The following is a 19,210-nucleotide window of genomic DNA, read 5'->3' as shown; positions in this document are numbered from 1 at the left end:
CCCGGAAGATCACTGAGCGACCCTGACTGGGCCTCGTGCGTAAGATGCGTACGAGGCCTCGTTTTCGTGCGTCAGCGCTGGCATGGCCGGAAGGTCATGCTACGACAGCAATCGTTGACAAATATTCGTGGCCGCCGCGCGACCGCCTGCCCCTTCCCGTTCCTATGAATAGTTTCAAGCGCACCGCAGCGCCGTGGAAAGAAGAGGTTCAGGGTCGTGGAATTGTTCGGTCTTCCGCCATACGAGGGCATCGCCACGCTCGTTTTTCTTGCCCCGCCGGTAGAACTGGCCCTCAGATCCCACCGCAATGCGAAACCCGCTTCGGCGGAGTGGCTCTCGCGCCAGTTCGACCGCATCGACGACGAGAATCTGCGCGCCAGAACCGCCGTGGAACTGCGCAAGCTCGTCGATGCCACGAAGGACATCCGCCGCGCGGACTTCCTCACGGCCATGGACAATGCCCGCGAGGCATTGCTCGCATCGGTAGAGGATCATCGCGCTCCGGCGCCGAACTGACCGTCCCGTTTCTTCTCAAGCGGGAAAATCGGACCTGCGGACTTTCCCGTTGATCATCACATGATCGAATACGATGTCCTCCACGCCGGTCGTTCTGAGCTGCGCGTCCGCCAGTTGCAGGTCGAAGTTCCTGAGCGTCAGGCCGCGAATTTCCGTTTGTCCGGGATTGGGCCGAACCGTGCCGAGGGCGCCGAACCGCCCTGTCAGGCCGGAAAACTCCAGCCCCCGCACCGATGACTTCGGCGGCGCCATGCCCTTGAAATCGGTGTATTGGCTCCAGGGCTCGACGGCCATGACCGTTCCCGCCCGGTCGTCCAAGCGGATGTTGCGGAAGCGGATATCCTCGTAACGCTGGGGCGTGTCGGCCCGCAGCTTCAGCCTTGCCAGCACCATCCGGCCGGTCACCCGGCAATTCTCGACAATGACGTCCCGAACGACGGTCGCCTCGCTGCCGCAGGCAAGCGCATGATGGCCGCGCCGGAAATGGCAGTTGCGCACGCGCAGCCCTTCCACGGGAGGACTGTCACGATCCTCCAGCGCGCCCGGTCCTTTCGATCCCTTTGCCGCGATGCAGTCGTCGGTGACCGAAAAATAGCATCCATCCACCGTCACCTCGCGGCAACTGTCGACATCGATGCCGTCACTGCTGGGCGCCTGGGCGTAATCGTCGGGAACCTCGAACCGCGCGCCCCGGACCAGAACATGCTCGCACTTGTAGAGATGGAGGTTCCAGAACTGCGAATCCTTGAACGTGACGCCGTCCACCAGCACGTTCTTCGAATTCTCGATCAGGGCAAGACGGGCACGAGGCAGGCCGATATTGGGAAACTCGCCGGGGACCGGCGCTGCGTTGCGCAGCTTCCAGAACAAGTCCCAGACCGTCCTTCCCGCACCGTCCAGCACGCCCCGGCCGGTGATGCGCAATCCGTCGCAGCCATCCGCATTCAGCAGGGCCGGGGTGAAGCGTTCCTCGAAATGCCCTTCGATCCGGGTACGCCGGAGCGGGAAATTCGACATCTGCGTACTGCAACGCAGCACGGCACCTTCCGCCAGGTGAAGGTTCACGCCCGGTTTGAGAAACAGCGCCCCGCTGACGAAAACACCCGCAGGTACCAGCATGGTTCCGCCGCCTCGTGCCGAGAGACTGTCGATCGCCGCCTGAATGGCCCGGGTATTGACCGTAAGGCCGTCCGGTCGTGCGCCGAAGTTCAGGATCGATACCGGCTCGGCAGGCGCCGCCACGGCCGTCACGCTGCGGGCCAGTAGCGGCAATGCCAGAGCGGAAAGCGCAAAAGTACGGCGATCGAAGGGGTCAAGGGACATCGTTGCTCCGGCCAGATCACAAACGCCGCACAGTCTGCGCGAGGCCCGATCCCACATCGTGTGATTTGCTCCCACGGTACATCGCAGCGCGAGGGAAGCAATCCCCGCCGTCCACCGAGCAACGCCCGGACGATGCTGCAACTGCACATGCAAATTTGTCTATTGCGCTGCATCGCAACATGAGCCAACAAGAACGGGCCTTTCAGGCATCCTCTCCCAAAACTTTTCAAGCCGGTCCATGGACCGGCTTTCTTTTTGGAGGTTACAGACGCGCCGCTCACGCCGCGCTGTCATGGCAGGAGGATTTGGGGCAAGATGGCGCCATGGCGGCGCTGAACATCACCCGACCTTCAGAAGCGGTGCGAAAACTTCTCGTGCGGCAGGTTCGCGCGGTCTTCCATGACGCCAAGCGGGGCGAAGCGCCGCTCCTGCCTTCCGATCATGCCCTGTTCGAGCAGGACAGTCCGATCCGCATGGTCCATGCCGATGTCGTGGCGATGATGGTCGGCGGTATGCGGGCACTGCTGCTGCAGATGCTCCACCCGGCCGCGCTTCAGGGCGTTCTCGACCATTCCGATTTTCGCGACGACGTGCAGGGGCGCTTGCGCAGGACGGCACGCTTCATTGCCGTGACGACATATGGCGACCGCCGCGACGCGGCCCGCGCCGTTGCGACGGTGAACGCGATACATGCGCATGTGACAGGGCACCTGCCCAGCGGGCAACCTTATTCCGCCACCGACCCGCGCGTACTGGCCTGGGTCCATCTGGCGGAAACGACCAGTTTTCTGGAAGCCTATCTGACTTACGCCGACCCCGGCATGCCGCCGCGCGCGCAGGATCGGTACTTCGAGCAGACGGCCGTGGTGGGGGAAATGCTGGGCGCATCTCCAGTACCGCGCAGCCGGGCAGAGGCGCACTCGCTCATGGCAGAGTTTCGGGGCGATCTCAGCGGCGGAACTGCCGCCCGCGAAGTCGCGCGCTTCCTGCTCGAAGGCGATGAGGGGCGACGCCCCGGCCGCGTGATGCGCACATTGGGAACGGCAGCGGTGGATCTCCTGCCGCCTTTTGCCCGCACAATGCTGGCGATCAAACGTCCGGGCCTGACCGGGCTTCCGGCCCTGGCGGGAACGCTGGCGATGGCCGGAACGATACGCTGGGCCTTCGCCAAACCGCAATGAACCGTACGGAGCGGCCCGTTCAGGCTGCCAGCGGCAGTTCGCTCGCGGCCGGTGCTTCGACCGTGGCTTCAACGGAAACCGCCGGTTCCTGCGCTTCCTGACCTTGCGACAGCGCGGGCATGTAGCGCTCGGCCACGACGACATCACGGCGATAGGCGAAATAGAGGGACATCAGCGAGAACATCGGAAAATACCTTGGAGGCAGCAACGTGCTGCATTGCAACATTGCCAATATGTGACTCGATATCGCCATTGCTGCAAATGCAAGCAAATCCAGTTTGATTGCATATTTTGCAATTTTAATTCGCTGAATGTTGCCGAGTCCGCATGCGTGAACTGCAATCAAACTTCCGCGTCGCACCTTCGCAGGACGATGAGCGCTGCATTGCACCACCGGCAATTTTGCGTGTGCGAAACGAAATCGAAAAAGGCGCCGGAGACGGTTCTCGTCTCCGGCGCCTGATCTGGATCCTCGCAGCTACGCCGTCAGGAAATCATTCCTCGTCGGGATAGGGACCCTTGCCGCCGTCCTTGATCAACTGATCGACACGCTGGTCGATCAGCGGAAGCGGCACGCCGCCCAGTTCCAACACCGCATCGTGGAAGGCGCGGATGTTGAATTTGGGACCGAGCGCGGTCTCAGCCTTCTTGCGCGCATCGACGAAAGCCAGCTGACCCATGTAGTAGGACAGCGCCTGACCCGGCCAGGATATATAGCGGTCCACTTCGGTCTCGATCTCGTGATCGGAAAGCGCGGTATTGTCCCGGAAGTACTGCTGCGCTTGTTCACGGCTCCAGCCCATGGCGTGGATGCCGGTATCGACCACCAGACGCGAGGCGCGCCAGGCCTGATAGCTCAGCATGCCGAAGCGGTCGTAGGGCGTTTCGTACATGCCCATGTCCTCGCCCAGCGCCTCGCAATAGAGCGCCCAGCCCTCGCCATAGGCGGAGAGATAGGTGTCGCGGCGGAAGGCGGGGAGGTCCTTGTTCTCCATGGCCAGCGGCATCTGCATGGCATGGCCCGGCGCGGACTCGTGCAGCGTCAGCGCGACTTGCGAGTAGAACGGACGGCTCGGCAGATCGTAGGTATTGACGAGGTAGATCCCCGGACCGCCGCGACCGCCGGTATAGAACGGTGCGATGTCATCCGGCACCGGCTTGATGGCAAAGCGGCTGCGCGGCATGTGGCCGAAGAACTGGTCGGCCTTGCCGTCGAACTGCTTGGCGATCCAGGCCGCGCGGTAGAGCAACTCGTTCGGGGTCTTGGGATAGAACTGCGGATCGGTGCGCAGGAAGTGCAGGAAGGCCTTGAGGTCGCCTTTGAACTCCACCTGCTGCATCACCTCGTTCATCTGCGAACGGATGCGCGCCATCTCGCTGAGGCCGGTCTCATGGATCTGTTCCGGCGTCCTGTCGAGCGTGACGAACTCGGCGATCTTGGACTGATAATAGGCCTTGCCGTCCGGCAGGTCATAGGCCGCCAGCGTCTTGCGCGCGCCCTTCTCGTATTCATTACGCATGAAGGCGAGCAGCTTGACGTGCGCGGGGACCACGCCATCCGTGATCAGCTTGCGGGCCTCTGCGCGCAGCTTTTCCTGCTCGGCGGCAGGGATCGTCGCGGGCAGCTTGCGGAACGGCTCGTAGAACGGCGAAGCCTCGACCGACTTGGCCTGGGTTACCAGTTCGATGCCCTTGTCACGCCCGGTCAGCGTGATCTGCGGGCCAGTGAAGCCGCGCTTCAGGCCGGCGCGCATGTTCTCGATCTGCTGGTCGTAGTAGCGCGGGATTTCGCGCAGCATTTCGAGGTAGTTGTCGGCGGCGGCCTTGTCCTTGAGCGGATTGCGCGCCCAGTCGGCCAGATCGCCCCAGAAGCTGGTGTCGGCGTTGAACGGCTTTTCGTAGTCCCGGAAGCGCTGCGAGGCCAGAAGCGCGTCGACCTGGCCCTTGTAGACCGCGAAGTTCACGCGATTGGCGGGCGAGAGCTGCTTCTGGTCGATAGCCGCAAGCTGGCCTTCCACCTTGGTCCAGCAGGCGAGACGGTCTGCCTGCGCCTTGGGACCGAGGTCAGGCAGGACGATCTTGCTGTCCTTGGGCGTATCCTCGCAGGGGCCGATCTGCTTCTGGCGCCATTCGTATTCGGCGGTATAGATCGCCTCGAAGGCCTGATCCGCCGTCTGCTTCTGGGAAACCTTCGCGGCGGGAACGGCCGCTGCCGTGCCCGAAACCGCAGGCATGGCGACCAGCGCGGCGCCGGCCATCATCATGGCCCGGCCAACCGAATTCTTCACGTCATTTCCCCTTTCGAGAACCTCGAGAATGTCCTGATGAAGCTTGGCGGGAATGCGCAGCCCCTCCTTGTCGGATTGCGCGCGCGCGATCAGGCGGCGCGATCCCGGCAGGCGAGCGCCCTGCCCTTCGATCATGTCGAACATCGCTTCCGCCCGGCGCAAGTGTTCTTCCACACCCGCGCCAAGGAAGCCTGCCGGATCAATGGCGATGATGAACTCGCCGCCGATCGGAGAACCGCCGCGATCGCCGTCGGCCGCCATCGATTCCGCGCTGGTCATGTCGCCTATCAGCGGTCCCGCGATCAGTTCGACCATCGCCGCGAGCGCAGAGCCCTTGTGTCCGCCAAAGGTGCGCATGGCGCCGTCGAGCACGGCCTTGGCGTCGCTCGACGGATTGCCGTCCGCGTCATAACCCCAGTCGAGCGGAATTTCCTTGCCTGCCCGGCGATGCAGTTCGATCTCGCCCCGCGCGACCGCGCTGGTGGCGAAGTCGAAGACGAAGGGCGCGCGATTTGGACGCGGCCAGCCGAAGGCGATCGGATTGGTGCCGAACACCGGCTTGGTCCCGCCCGCCGGCGCCACCCAAGAATGGCTGGGCGTAAAGGCGAAGGCGACGAGGCCGTGCTCGGCCAGCGCCTCGACCTCGGGCCAGAGCGCGGCGAAGTGAACCACATTGTTCAGCGCCATGGCGGCGATGCCGAACTTCCGTGCCTTCTCAACCAGCAGCGGCATGCCGCGCGCGAAGGGAAGCTGGGCGAAGCCGCCCTTGCCGTCGACGCGGACCAGAGCCTGCGCCGGTTCGGTCACTTCGGGCACTGCATCGGGCACCACCACCCCGCGCTCGACCGAATTGGCCGCGACGAGAAGGCGGTAGAGCCCGTGCGAAGTGCAACCGTCCCGCTCGCCCGACACCATGGTGTGGGCGACGGCGGCGGCGTGGTCGGGCGCAAGGCCCCAGGCTTCGAGCACGGTGCGGGCGAGTTCGTCCGCCTCCGCGATCGTCAGGGCAACGTCTTCACTCAAGGGCAGGCTCACTGGGAAAGGCTCACTTCTTGGCAGTAAACAAACGCACGCCGAAGACCGGACCGGCCGAGCTGCGGTCATGCGGCACGAAGCGCACCTTTACGCTGCTCTTGCCCTTGGTGAGAGCCTCGGGCAGCGGATAGTCCACATCGAAGAACTTGCCGGCGGCATCGTTGTCGAGCTTCTGGGTGGCGATCTTCACGTCGTCCACGAGAATGTCGAACACGCGCGAACGCTCGCTGCCCCAATAGCTGGCCTGAAGCAGCAGCGGGCCGGGCTTCACCTTCATCTTGAACTCGAAGAAGCCGCCCGAGCGGGCATCGCGTCCGTTGCGGCCGCGATAGGAGACCGGGTAAGAGATTTCCGAGGTCAGTTCGTGGTCGCGCTCGGGCTGCATTTCACCGAGGTGCATGACGTCGATCGAGCGGGCGGCGATGTCCTTCTGGCGTGCCTGTTCGGCCAGGAACGAGGCTTCCTCGGTCTTCCAGCCGCTCTCGGTGAAGCGCTTGAAGTAGACCGCGCTGCGGCGATCGTACTGGCTGTAGAACGGCACGAACATGCGGTCGCCGGGGCGAACGATGCCGGTGGTCTGGAAACGCGGACGGTCCGAAACGATCGGCTTGAACGCCGCCAGCGGATTGTCACCCACCATGGCGGGCTCGACGCCTGTGAACTCCATCTCGGCAGGACCAAGGTCCGCCGCCATGACCATCGGGCCGCGCACGACCGCCACCACGTCCTGCGATCCTTGCGCGGTTTCGAGGCGCAGTTCGAGCGGCAGGTTCAGCGCAATCACGTCACCTTTCTTCCAGCGGCGGTCGATCACGGCATAGCCGCCGACCGGCGTGGCGGGCACTGCCGCACCGTTGACGGTCACGGTGGCCTTGCCGTTCGACCAGCCGGGAATGCGCAGTGCAACGGCGAACTTGCCCTGCTTCACCGCATCGAGCGTGATCTTCACGTCGGACTTGAAGGGGTATTCGGTGGCGATGGTAAAGGCAGCGCCCTTCGCCTTCCACTGCCCGGTCGCGGGGATGTAGAGGTTGACGAAGAACGTGTCATCACCTTCCCAGAAGATGGAATCGCCATGCTTGGCATGGCTTTCCATCCCCGAGCCGACGCAGCACCAGAAGGCTTCCTCGCCGGGCCCCGAATAGCCGCGCGGCGCGCCGCTCATCATCGGCGTCATATAGGTGAAGCCACCGGTCTCGGGGTTCTGCGCCGACATGACGTGGTTGAGGTGCGCACGCTCGTAATAATCGAACAACGCGCCGTCGGGCTGCCACGAGTAGAGCTGACGCGTCAGCTTGAGCATGTTGTAGGTGTTGCAATGCTCACAGGTCGATTCCGTGAGGTGCAGCGCCACGGTGTCGGGCTCGAAGAAGTATTCGCGGTCGGCATTGCCGCCGATCACGTAGCTGTGGTGCTTGGTCACGCGTTCCCAGAAGAAGCGCGCGGCGCGGCCGGGTTCGTCCTTGCCGGTCAGCTCGTGAATGCGCGCGAGACCGATCAGCTTGGGCACCTGGGTGTTGGCGTGAAAGTTGGCCAGCTTGTCTTCCTGCGCCACCAGCGGATCGAGCACCTTCTTGTCGTAGATGCGTTCCGCCACCTTGAGCCAGCGCAAGTCGCCGGTCTGGGCGTAGAGTTCGGCATAGCTTTCGTTCAGGCCGCCATATTCGCAGCCCAGCAGTTCCTGCATCTGCTTGTCGTCGAGCGCGGCGAAGACCTTCTCGAAATAGCCGCCGAGGCCGATGACAACCTGAAGCGCCTTGGCATTGCCCCAGGCCGCATTGATGTCGAGCAGGCCCTGGAAGTACTTGTGAACGGTATAGAGCGGCGACCACGAGCCGTTGAGGTCGAACCCGCCCGACTTGATTTCGCCGCGCATGACCTCTGGGAAGATCTCCTGCCCGTCGACGACCTTCCCGTCCTTGGTCTTGCGACCGAGCGCACCGATGTAGCCGTCCGTGCGCTTCGCCTGGCATTCCGCCAGTTCATCGACGATGTAGTCGGCGCGGCGGCGGCATTCCGGGTTGCCGGTCTGCTGCCAGGCCAGGACCAGTGCGGTCATGTAGTGGCCCAGCGTGTGGCCGGCGATCGTGTCCGATTCCCAGCCGCCGTAGATCGGCGCCTTCGGTTCGAGACCCGCGTACTTGCGGAAGTTGTGCAGGAACCGGTCGGGGCTGAGCGACATCAGGTAGTCGACATTGACCTCTACCGCCGTAGCATAGTCGGACGGCGCAAGGCGCACGTCGGTCAGCGGCAGGGGCTTGGCCTTGATCGGCAGCTTGGGAGCGATAACGGCTGCAAAGCCCTTGAGAGGAACAGAGCAAATGGCGAGCGCCGCCACGCCAGCCATCCATTCGCGCCGATTGGCCTGCATTTTTAAAACCCCTATCGAATATCGTATACGGTATTGATAAACCGAGGGGTCCCGAAGTCAATCCTTTCTTTGTCGGAATTCCGCAAAGTCAGCGGCGAAGCGCCACCTGGGTATCGGCATGGGCCAGTTCGATAAGCGTAATCATCGCCTTGCGGGCCTTCGCCGGGTTCTGCTCGGCAATCTGCGCATAGAGGGCATAGTGCTCGGGCATGGGATCGCGCGGACTGTCCTTCTTGGCGTGCTTGATCGTGGTCGTCGATGCGATCGCGGTCGAGATCGAATTGGACAGGGCCTGCAACATCTCGTTGCGGGTGGCCTCCATCAGCAGCTCGTGGAAACGGATATCCGCCGCCCGCCCCTTGGGGCTGGTGAGGGTGTAGCGTTCCATGGCCTCCAGGGCATTCGCCATATCCAGCAACTGGCGCTCGTCGCGGCGCAGGGCGGCCATTTCCGCCGCTTGCGGTTCGACGACGAGGCGCAGTTCGAACAAGTCGCGCAGGAATTCGTCGCTGGCGCCGCACTGGATCTGCCAGGACAGCACATCGGGGTCGAGCAGGTTCCACATCCGACGCTCGTTGACGCGGGTTCCGGCCTTGGGGCGGCTGCTGACCAGCCCCTTGGCGGTCAGCATGCGGAACGCCTCGCGCAGGACCGAGCGCGATACGCCCAGCAGCTCGGCATGCTCCACTTCGGCAGGAAAGACATGCCCGGCAGGATAGCTGCCATTGACGACTTGCGTGGCCAGACGCTGCGCCACCGCGTGATGCAAGCGCCCGCTCATAAGCGGAAGCTGTTCCCCAGTTTCACCCGACCCATCGTTCGGATTCTTATCGGCCATCATGCTCGCTCTCGTCATTTGTCATTGGTCTGCGAGATTGAAACCAATTTAGCCAGCCCAAAATGAACAGATTATATATCGTATATTTTTAGAGGACTTCAAGAAGCCGGAAAACGCAGGACCACGCTGAGGCCCGGCCGGTTGTCGTCGAATAGGAGCCGGGCACCGTGAACCTGAGCGATGGCGGCCACCATGCTGAGGCCCAGCCCCTCTCCCGGCACGCTGCCCGAACCGGGCGCACGGTAGAACGGTTCGGTCACTCTCATCAGGTCGTCGGCGGCAAGGCCGGGGCCGTTATCCGATACCGCCAGCAGAAGCTCGCCCTGCGCCCTGCCTGCCCGTACATCCACCCGGCTGCCATCCGGAACATGCTTGAGCGCATTGTCGAGCAGGTTGGACATGGCCTGAAACACCATGTCCAGATCGAGATCCGCCACCAGCGGCCTGCGCGCATCCAGCACGAGATCGATGCCGCGACGTTCCGCCTCTGGCTGATAGAATTCCACCACGTCTTCCAGTAGTTGCACCACGTCGGTACGCTGGATCTGAAGCACGGCCCTGCCGCCCTCCAGCCGGGAAATGCGAATCAGCGCTGCCAGGATGGCCCTCAACCGATTGGCCTCGACAATGGCCTGGGAGATCGCCTCGGCTATGGCCGGAGAAGCGGCGGGATCGTTGCCGATGTCGTGTTCCAGCACTTCCAGCTTGCCCGCCAGCCGCGCCAGCGGCGTGCGCAATTCGTGCGCCGCATTGTCGGAAACCCGCCGCACCGTCTCGAACAGCCTCTCGATCCGCGAGAGCATCAGGTTGAGCGTTACCGAAAGCCGCTCGAAATCGTCGTTCGTGCCGCGTACGGGGACACGGCCTGACAAGTCCCCCTCCATCACCTGAAGCGCGGTCCGCGTTACCGTGTCGATACGCTTGCCGATGGCATGGCTCATCAGCCAGCCGCCGGTTATGCCCAGCGCCAGCGAGCCGAACAGCATCCACAGCGCGCCGGTGCGCAGGAGATCCTCGTCATCCACGATATCCTGGACATCCCGCCCCACGATCAGGCGGCTGCCGTCGGGCATCGTCCGGTCGCGCACGAAGGCGGAGTGATCGATCTCGAACCCGTCCACGAACCTGTCCGCCTCGATCACGGAAGGATCCCTCGTCGGCGCGGGCGGCCAACTTGGGAGATTGGCGGAGACGATCTCTCCATCGGGCGCGACCAGGACATGGAACGGCATGCGCAGGGCGGACGTATGGGCGCGCACCTCCAGCGCCTTGCGAGCGGCATCGATCCCCGAACGGCGATAGACCGCGCCGATATCCCGCGCCTCCCGGTCGACTGCGGCGCGCAGCTCGGACATCGGCCGGATGACCCGCCACCAATAGCCCGCACCGAACAGCAGGGCCACCGAAAGGCTGAACAGCAGGGCATAAGTCAGGGCCAGCCGGAAAGACAGGCTGCGCAAAAGCCGGGTCATCGCCGCCCTGCCCCAGCTTCGTTCGGCCCGCCCTTATTCAGGACGCATGACATAGCCCAGCCCCCGGATCGTGTGGATCAGCGGCGCCTCGTCGTTCTGCGCGATCTTCTGGCGCAGTTTCGAGATGTGCTGGTCGATGATATTGGTCTGAGGGTCGAAATTGTAGTCCCAGACATTCTCCAGCAGCATGGAGCGCGTGACCACGCGCCCGGCATTGCGCGCGAGGTAGGCCAGGATGCGCAGTTCCCGCAGGGTCAGGTTGATCCGCCGACCGGCCCGCGAAACCACATGGGCGACGAGATCGATCTCGAGGTCGCCCACCCGCAGATGGTCCCCCGGTTCGGTTACCGCCGCACCCCGGCGCCCCAGGCTTTCGACCCGGGCCAGCAGTTCGGACATGGCGAAAGGCTTGGCCATGTAATCGTCCCCGCCCGCGCGCAGCCCCCGCACGCGTTCGTCGACATCGCCGAGGGCGCTGACGATCAGCACCGGCGTCGCATTCTCCGTCGCGCGCAGCGCCGCCAGCAGCTTCAGCCCGTCGAGCGAAGGCAGCATGCGGTCCAGCACAATGACGTCATAGTTCTCGCAAGTGGCCTGTATCAGGCCTTCGCGGCCGTCCGCACGGTGCTCGACCAGATGCCCAGCCTCGCGCAGGCCCGCCGCAACGTGGGAGGCCAGACTGTCATCGTCTTCGACTAGCAATATCTGCATGGTTCCGGGTATCCGCACGGTAGCTGAGGCTGCTCGTACCGTTACCGCCGCCCTGCGTCGAGAGCGCTGGCCTACCCGCAAGCCCTCGAACATGGGCAAATACAAATATTCCCGCAATCAAGCCGCGACATAAATGCGGCAATGGGGCAGGATGCCCGCAACGATTGCCGCTCCGCCGCCGCCCCTCATGCCCTCGCCGGCCTCGACCCTGAAGGGCGCCAAGCCCGGCCTTATCCATGTGCTGGCGATCGGCGGCGCGCACCAGTTGCCGCATATCGTCCCGGTCGCCTGCGAACTGGAGCGGCGCCATCCCGGCACGGTCACCATCTTCGTGCCCAAGCCCGGCGACGCCCGCGCGGTCCGCGATCTGGCGGCGGGCATGGGCCTGCCGCTGCCCGCACTCGTGGAAATGCGCCTCCCCAAGGCGCTCAATGCCATCACCCCCGGCTTCCTCCGCAAGCTGGCGCGGCTGCTCTACTGGTCCCCGGTCCTGCGCGACGCGGAACTGATCCTCTGCGCTGAACGGACTTCGACGATCCTGCCGCGCCTGTGGAAGGAATGCCCGCCGCTGGTCCATATTCCCCATGGCGCGGGCGACCGTGCGGTGGGCTTCGAGAAGCGCTTCGAACTGTTCGATCACGTCATCGTCTCCGGCGCCAAGGATCGGGACCGCCTGCTGGAGGCCGGGCTCGTCACGCCGGAAAACTGTACGGCAGCGGGGCCGATCAAGCTGGCCGCGATGCTGCGCACCGGGATCGACCGCGCGCCGCTCTTCGCCAACGCGCGCAAGACCATCCTCTACAACCCGCATTTCACGAAGAAGCTGAATTCCTTCGACGCCTTCGCAAGAAAGCTGATCGAGGCGGTGGTTCGTGACGGACGCTACAACCTTGTGGTCGCCCCGCATGTGCGCATGGCCTCGCGCTGGTCGGCCGCGCATCGCCGCGAATGGGAAGCCCTGGCCGTGCCCGGACAGGTCATCGTCGACCTCGGCTCGCCCCGCTGCAACGACATGACTTATACCTGCGGCGCCGACCTCTACATCGGCGATGTCAGCAGCCAGGTCTACGAGTTCCTGATCCGCCCGCGCCCATGTCTCTTCGTTAACGCCCACGACGCGCAGTGGCGGGACTGCGAGGACTATGCGATGTGGCACTTCGGCGACGTGATCGCTGCCGATGCCGATCCCATCGCCGCCATAGACCAGGCCTTCGCGGATCACCGCGCCTATGTGGCCTGGCAGAAGGAACGGATGCGCTATTCGATCGGCGGCCTCGACTGGAAGCCGGACGGCACGCCCTTCATCGCCGGAGAAGACCCGATCCGCTTCGCTGCCGATATCGTGGCACGCGCCGCCGGACTTCAGCCCGCCGCTGCCTGAAGGCCTTCCTCATTGCGCGCAGCCAGGCTGCCCGCAATGAGGAGCCATGTGCCTCAGCTCATCCCGCCCATGGCACGAACGTAGGCAACATTCGCCCGCATCCGCGCGGTCTGCACGCTGATCCACGATCGCTGGGCATCCAGCGCATCGGTCTGCGCGGTCACCACTTCGAGATAGTCCGCAGCGCCGTCGCGGTAGCGCGAAAGCGCGATCTCGCTGGTGCGCTGGGCCGCCTGCGCCGCGTCGCGCTGGGCCGATGCCTGCGTTTCCAGGTGATGCATTGCCGCGATCGCGTCTTCCACGTCCTGGAAGGCGCCGAGCACGGTGGAGCGATAGTTCGCCGCCACTTCCTCATACTCTGCCCGCGACATCTTCACCTGCGACTTGCGCGCGCCGCCGTCGAACAGGGTCAGCAGGGCCGACACCGGGCCAAGCGACCAGAACGTGTTCGGCGTGCTCAACAGGTTGCCGTGGGTCGTCTGCCACCCCGCGCTGCCGCCGAGACCGATCGAGGGGAACCACGCTGCCTTCGCCACGCCGATACGGGCATTGGCCGCGAAGACCCGGCGCTCCGCCGCGGCAATGTCCGGGCGGCGCTGGAGCAGTTCGGAGGGCACGCCGACGGCGACTTCCGGCACGTCGAGCGGTTCGCTGCGCATCGGCAGCGAGAACTCGGCGGGCGTGGTGCCGATCAGTGCTGCCAGCTCATGCTCGGTCGCCGCACGCTCGTTGGCGACGGCGGAGACTTGCGCCTTGGCATTGCCGAGCACGGTGCGCGCACGGTTGACGTCGATGCCCGAGGCGATACCGCCCGAGTGCCGCGTATCGGTGAGCTTGAGCGCACGCTCGAAGGCTTCGACCGAGCGGTTCAGCAGGTCCGCCTGCACGTCGAGACCGCGCAGGCGCAAGTATGCGTCCGCCACCGAGGCCTGAAGACTGAGCCGCGCAGAGGCGAGATCACCACTGGACGCCGCAGCTTCGGCATTGGCCGCCTTCACCGAGTTGCGGACCCGCCCCCAAAGGTCGACTTCGTAGGACAGGCTGCCGCCGACCACGAAATTGTCGTAGGTGCGCGCCGTGCCGGTCGAGAGAGGACGCCCCGCCGAAACGCGGTCGCGCGAAGCCTCGCCGCTGACGCCGACCGTGGGATAGAGGTCGGACGCAGCGACGCCGGCAGAGGCGCGCGCCTGGTCGTAGCGGGCGAGTGCGGCGGCCAGCGTCGGGCTGGCGGCTTCGGCGCGCTTTTCAAGATCGTCGAGCGCGGGATCGCCGAACATCGTCCACCAGTCGCCGCGTGCCTCCCCGTCGCGCGGGGCGGCCTGCGACCAGCCCTCGATTTTTTGGCCTGCGACTTCGCGGAACGCGGGCGGCGCGGCGGTTTCGGGCGCGTGGTAGTCGGGCGCCATCGAGCACCCGGCCATCGAACATCCGGCGAGAAGCAGCGCCGCGACTGCGCGGAGCCTAGCCGCCATGACCGGCGCCCTTCGCGGCCGTGGGAGCGGCAGGCTTCGGTGCAGCCTTCTGGATCTTCACCTGATCGCCGCTGCGCATGGAGTCCGGCGGGCTGTCCACCACGCGATCGCCCTGCTTGACGCCGACCGAGACCACCACCGTCTTGCCGAGATCGCGCGCGATCGTCACCGGGCGCACCGTCACCCGGTCGTTCGCGCCGACCACGGCCACGCTCGGGCCGTTGTCGGTATAGAGGATCGTGCTGCCTGGCAGGGTCAGGCCCTGCACGCCGCCGGCCACGTCGAAATGCGTCTCGACGAAGGCGCCCGGCTTCAACGAACCGTCGCTGTTGTCGGCCTGGACTTCGACGAGGACCGCGCCGGACTGGGCATCCACCGCGCCCGCGCTGCGCGTGACAGTGCCGGGGAACGTGCGTCCCGGGAACTCCGGCAGGGTCAGGTTGGCGGCGACGCCCTGCTTGACCTGCGCCGAATAGATCTGCGGCACCCGCACATAGATGCGCATGCGGTGGACGTCGGAGACGGTGAACAGCGGCTGCGCGGCGGCATTGCCCGCCACGACCAGCGCGCCGATCTGCGCCGAGCGGCTGGTCACCACGCCCGCGAAAGGCGCCGAGAGGCGCGTGAAGCCGCGCGTGGCCTCAAGCTCGCGCACACTGGCGAGCGCAGCATTGGCCAGCGCCGTCTTGGCGGCGAGATCGCCCGCCTTCTCGTCCACTTCCTGCTGCGAGACCGCGTCCTGCTTGAGCATCGCGCTCCAGCGCTTCGAGGTCGTGGCGGCAAGGCGCTGGTTGGCGAGCGCGGTCTGATAGTCCGCCTTGGCCTGCGCCAGCTGCTGGTCGACTTCCGGTGCATCGAGCACCGCAAGCGTCTGACCGGCGGCAACGCGGTCACCGATATCGGCCTGCCAGCTGCGGACATAGCCGTTGGTACGGGCATAGATCGCAGCGCTGTTGAAGGCCTGCGCAGTGCCGGGCAGCGCAAGGCCGCCCGCGTCGCCCGCGCCCGCCGGGGTGACGATCGCCACCGTCGGCACGGCGGCATCCTCGGCCACGGCTTCCAGTTCGCGCGTGGCACTGAGGCGGGTGGCGATGCCTGCGCCGACCACGGCCAGCGCGATCACCGCCGCGCCGATGCCGACACGCTTCAGGGTGCGGGTTTCCGGCCCGGTGGACGGGTTGGCGGGTTCAGAGGTCGAATCATGCATGGGCGGCCTGCACTTCCTGGGGGGCAGCCTTCTCGCGGCGACGGCCGTGGACGAAGGCGAAGACGGTGGGAACGAAAAGAAGGGTTGCGATAGTGGCGCAGATCAGGCCGCCGACGACGGCGCGGCCGAGCGGGGCGTTCTGCTCGCCGCCCTCGCCAAGGCCGAGCGCCATGGGCCCCATGCCGATGATCATGGCCAGCGCGGTCATCAGGACCGGACGGAAACGGACGAGGCCCGCCTCCATCGCCGCCTTCACCGGATCGCCCAGCTCGGCCAGCTTTTCGCGGGCGAAGCTGACGACGAGGATCGAGTTGGCGGTAGCCACGCCCATGCACATGATCGCGCCGGTCAGGGCCGGGACCGACAGTGTCGTTCCCGTCGCGAAGAGCATCCAGACGATGCCCGCCAGCGCCGCCGGCAGCGCGGTGATGATGACGAAGGGATCGAGCCAGGACTGGAAGTTGACCACGATCAGCAGGTAGATCAGCACGACCGCCGCAAGCAGGCCCCAGCCGAGGCCGGAGAAGGCGGTGTTCATCGTCTGATACTGGCCGCGAATGGTGATCGTCGAACCCTTGGGCGCTTCGGCCTTGAGTTCGTCGATCGCCTTCTGCACGTCACCCGCCACGGCGCCGAGATCGCGGCCCTGCGGGGTGCCGTAGATGTCGATGACCGGGGCGATGTTGTAGTGCGAAACGACCGGCGCGGTGGTCGAGCGGTTCAGCGTCGCCAGTGCGCCCAGCGGCTGCGGACGGGTTCCCGCGGCAGCGCCCGAGACCGGCAGGTTCGACAGCTTGCTCATGGAATCCACGGCATATTCCGGCGCCTGCGCGACCACTGCATATTGCACGCCGTTGTCGGGGTTCACGAAGAATACCGGCGCGGTCTGCGACGTGCCCGCCAGCGAGTTGCCGAGGCTGGTCGTCACGTCGCGCTCGGTCAGGCCGTACTGGCCTGCACGGGCGCGATCCACGTCGACGTCGATCTGCGGCGAATTGGCCGGCTGCTGGAGACGCATGTCGGCCAGGCCGGGGATACGGGCCATCTTGGCCATCAGCTTCTGCGCATAGACGCGCGAGGCCGCCAGGTCCTTGCCCGCGATCTGGACGTCGATCGGCGAAGGCGAACCGAAGTTCAGGATCTGGCTGGTGATGTCAGCGGGCAGGAACGAGAACTGGGTGCCGGGGAACAGGCGCGGCAATTCGCGGCGCAGCTTCTCGACATAGCCGTCGGTCGGGGCATGGCCCTTGTTCAGCGTGATCAGCATGTCGCCGTCCTGCGGACCGATAGTGCCGCTGTTGTTGTAGACGGTGTTGATCGAGCTGACCGGCAGGCCGATGTTGTCCGTGATCGAGGCCAGTTCGGACTTCGGGACGACCTTGCGCACTTCTTCGGAAATCTTCTGGAAGCGCAGCGCGGTCTCGTCGATGCGCGTACCCACCGGCACGCGAACGTGCATGGCGATCTGGCCGGAATCGACCGTCGGGAAGAAGTTGCTGCCAAGGAACGGCATCAGCCCGAACGAGACGATCACGATCGCCAGGAAGCCGAGCATGAAGCCTTTCTGCCCCTGAAGCGCGCGGCGCAGGATACCGAGGTAGCCGTCGCGCAGCTTTTCGAAACGGTTCTCGAAGCCGCGCTGGAAACGCACCAGCGGATTGCGCGATTCCGGCGTTCCCGCGTTGTGGTGGTTCTCGCCATGCGGACTGTGCGGCTTCAACAGGTACATCGCCAGCGTCGGCACCAGCGTACGCGACAGGATGAACGAGGCGATCATCGCGAAGACCACCGAAAGCGCCATTGGCACGAAGAGGTAGCCTGCAACGCCCGGCAGGAAGAACATCGGCACGAAGACGATGCAGATGCACAGCAGCGACACGAAAGCCGGGGTGACGATCTGAGCGGCGCCGTCGAGGATCGCCTCCATCACGCCCTTGCCCTGTTCGAGGTGCCAGTTGATGTTCTCGATAGTGACGGTCGCGTCGTCGACGAGGATGCCGACTGCAAGAGCAAGGCCGCCCAGCGTCATCACGTTCAGCGTCTGTCCGAACATCGCCAGCATGGCGATGGCGGCGAGCACCGCAAGCGGGATCGACAGCGCGATGATCACGGTCGAGCGCCAGGAGCCGAGGAACAGCAGGATCATCAGCGAGGTGAGCGCAGCGGCAATGGCGCCTTCGTGGATGACGCCGTTGACGGCCGCCTTCACGAAGAGCGACTGGTCGCCGACCGGCAGGATCTTGAGGCTGTCCGGCAGGGTTTCGGCGATCTTGGGCAGGGCCGACTTCACGCCGTCCACGATCGAAAGCGTTGAAGTCGCGCCGTTCTTGAGCACCGTCAGCAGGGCCGAGCGGCGGCCTTCCACGTGGACGACGTTCTGTTGCTGGGCACTGCCGTCGCGCACGAAGGCCACGTCGCGCATGTAGATCGTCGCGCCATTGACCACCCGGACCGGAAGGTTGTTCAGCGCCTCGATCGAAGCCGGGGTGTTGTTAAGACGCACCGAATACTGCGTCTCGCCGATCTTTACGAAGCCGGCCGGGTTGATCTGGTTCTGTGCCGCGATGGCATTGCCGACATCGACGGCAGAAAGGCCCTTCGACTGGAGCGCCTGCGGATCGAGGTCGATCTGCACCTGGCGCTGACGGCCGCCCGAAGGGAAGGGCATGGCCAGGCCGGGAATGGTGACCAGGCCGGTGCGGATCTGGTTCTGGCCGATATCGAAGAGCTGCTGCTCGGTCATGCCTTCGCCGGAGAGCGCGAGCTGAAGGATCGGCACCGTCGAGGCGCTGTAGTTCAGGATCAGCGGCGGCGTGATACCGGGCGGCATCTGGCGCAGCACCGTCTGCGATACCGACGTGACCTGCGCGGTGGCGGTACGGATGTCGGCGCCGGGCTGGAAATAGATCTTGACGATCCCCATGCCCTGAAACGACTGGCTCTCGATGTGCTCGATATCGTTGACGGTCGTGGTCAGCACGCGCTCGTAAGGCGTGATGATGCGATCCGTCATGTCCTGCGGGGCAAGACCCGAATAGGTCCAGGCCACGGCGATGACCGGCACCTTGATTTCGGGAAAGATGTCGACCGGCGTGCGGAAAGCCGCCAGCAAGCCGCCGATGGCGATGATGATGGCCATGACGATGAATGTCAGAGGGCGGTGCAGCGCGGTCTTGACGATACCTAGCATCGAGAACTCCATGGGCCGCCCCGCACGCAGACACGCGTACGGGACAGGCGAATTCCTCTCCGGCTCATGTTTTGGTTGGGTTTCCGCCGCTGCTACCCTCCGCTGCTTGCACAGCGGAAACGGACGGGAAATCCTGCTGGAATAGTTAAGCCCCTAACGACCCGATCCACGTTAGAAAAATGCGCTGAATGGAATACTCTCATGAATGAATTTCATGATTGTTTC

At 64.9% G+C, this 19,210-nt stretch carries 13 protein-coding genes; 3 read left to right on the top strand and 10 right to left on the bottom strand.

Annotation, left to right across the window (positions count from 1 at the left end; translation table 11 throughout):
* Positions 1–216: 216 nt before the first annotated feature.
* A complete protein-coding gene (locus tag NTCA1_RS07230) occupies positions 217–516 on the top strand; it encodes a hypothetical protein (RefSeq protein ID WP_086493199.1) in 300 nt (99 codons plus the stop codon).
* 15 nt (positions 517–531) lie between these two features.
* Here the strand turns inward: NTCA1_RS07230 and NTCA1_RS07225 are convergent, their stop codons facing one another.
* Positions 532–1,839 carry a glycoside hydrolase family 28 protein gene (locus tag NTCA1_RS07225; RefSeq protein WP_159829666.1) on the bottom strand — a complete coding sequence of 436 codons (1,308 nt, stop codon included), beginning with the start codon at positions 1,837–1,839 and terminating at the stop codon, positions 532–534.
* A 323-nt stretch (positions 1,840–2,162) separates the two neighbouring features.
* Here NTCA1_RS07225 and NTCA1_RS07220 point away from each other — a divergent pair, with 323 nt between their 5' ends.
* Positions 2,163–3,020 carry an oxygenase MpaB family protein gene (locus NTCA1_RS07220; protein WP_159829665.1) on the top strand — a complete coding sequence of 286 codons (858 nt, stop codon included), beginning with the start codon at positions 2,163–2,165 and terminating at the stop codon, positions 3,018–3,020.
* Positions 3,021–3,039: 19 nt separating this feature from the next.
* On the opposite strand, the gene NTCA1_RS07215 is transcribed toward NTCA1_RS07220, so the two are convergent.
* The 6 genes from NTCA1_RS07215 to NTCA1_RS07190 form a co-directional block, all read right to left on the bottom strand.
* Positions 3,040–3,366: a hypothetical protein gene (locus NTCA1_RS07215; protein ID WP_159829664.1), complete on the bottom strand. Its 327-nt coding sequence runs from the start codon at positions 3,364–3,366 to the stop codon at positions 3,040–3,042.
* A 148-nt stretch (positions 3,367–3,514) separates the two neighbouring features.
* Positions 3,515–6,331 (bottom strand): DUF885 family protein, encoded by a 2,817-nt coding sequence (locus NTCA1_RS29080; RefSeq protein WP_159829663.1) that lies wholly within the window; start codon positions 6,329–6,331, stop codon positions 3,515–3,517.
* A 22-nt stretch (positions 6,332–6,353) separates the two neighbouring features.
* On the bottom strand, positions 6,354–8,714 hold the full coding sequence (locus tag NTCA1_RS07205; protein WP_236549152.1) for a glycoside hydrolase family 127 protein: 2,361 nt from the start codon (positions 8,712–8,714) through the stop codon (positions 6,354–6,356).
* An 88-nt stretch (positions 8,715–8,802) separates the two neighbouring features.
* The gene (locus tag NTCA1_RS07200) at positions 8,803–9,495 is read right to left on the bottom strand and encodes a FadR/GntR family transcriptional regulator (RefSeq protein ID WP_086493195.1); all 693 of its coding nucleotides are present in this window, start codon (positions 9,493–9,495) and stop codon (positions 8,803–8,805) included.
* A 155-nt stretch (positions 9,496–9,650) separates the two neighbouring features.
* Positions 9,651–11,024, bottom strand: a complete 1,374-nt coding sequence (locus NTCA1_RS07195; protein ID WP_159829662.1) for a HAMP domain-containing sensor histidine kinase — start codon at positions 11,022–11,024, stop codon at positions 9,651–9,653.
* A gap of 33 nt (positions 11,025–11,057) precedes the next feature.
* Entirely contained in the window at positions 11,058–11,735 is a 678-nt protein-coding gene (locus tag NTCA1_RS07190; RefSeq protein ID WP_159829661.1) for a response regulator transcription factor, read from the bottom strand.
* 151 nt (positions 11,736–11,886) lie between these two features.
* Here NTCA1_RS07190 and NTCA1_RS07185 point away from each other — a divergent pair, with 151 nt between their 5' ends.
* Positions 11,887–13,116 carry a glycosyl transferase gene (locus tag NTCA1_RS07185; RefSeq protein ID WP_236549151.1) on the top strand — a complete coding sequence of 410 codons (1,230 nt, stop codon included), beginning with the start codon at positions 11,887–11,889 and terminating at the stop codon, positions 13,114–13,116.
* 53 nt (positions 13,117–13,169) lie between these two features.
* Here NTCA1_RS07185 and NTCA1_RS07180 read toward each other — a convergent pair whose 3' ends face one another.
* Genes NTCA1_RS07180 through NTCA1_RS07170 form a run of 3 tightly spaced genes read right to left on the bottom strand, consistent with a single transcriptional unit; the run spans position 13,170 to position 18,985 of the window.
* A complete protein-coding gene (locus NTCA1_RS07180) occupies positions 13,170–14,588 on the bottom strand; it encodes an efflux transporter outer membrane subunit (protein ID WP_086493192.1) in 1,419 nt (472 codons plus the stop codon).
* Positions 14,578–15,795: an efflux RND transporter periplasmic adaptor subunit gene (locus NTCA1_RS07175; protein WP_159829659.1), complete on the bottom strand. Its 1,218-nt coding sequence runs from the start codon at positions 15,793–15,795 to the stop codon at positions 14,578–14,580. Before NTCA1_RS07175 ends, NTCA1_RS07180 begins: the two co-directional genes overlap by 11 nt.
* The gene (locus NTCA1_RS07170; RefSeq protein ID WP_159829657.1) at positions 15,788–18,985 is read right to left on the bottom strand and encodes an efflux RND transporter permease subunit; all 3,198 of its coding nucleotides are present in this window, start codon (positions 18,983–18,985) and stop codon (positions 15,788–15,790) included. The genes NTCA1_RS07175 and NTCA1_RS07170 overlap by 8 nt, the downstream gene beginning before the upstream one ends.
* Between the last annotated feature and the right edge of the window lie 225 nt (positions 18,986–19,210).

This window comes from Novosphingobium sp. TCA1 (assembly GCF_009811895.1).
In the GTDB taxonomy this organism is placed as follows: Bacteria; Pseudomonadota; Alphaproteobacteria; order Sphingomonadales; family Sphingomonadaceae; genus Novosphingobium; species Novosphingobium panipatense_A.
Note: the sequence above shows the minus strand (reverse complement) of the source record. Positions and strands in the feature narration are given on the sequence as shown.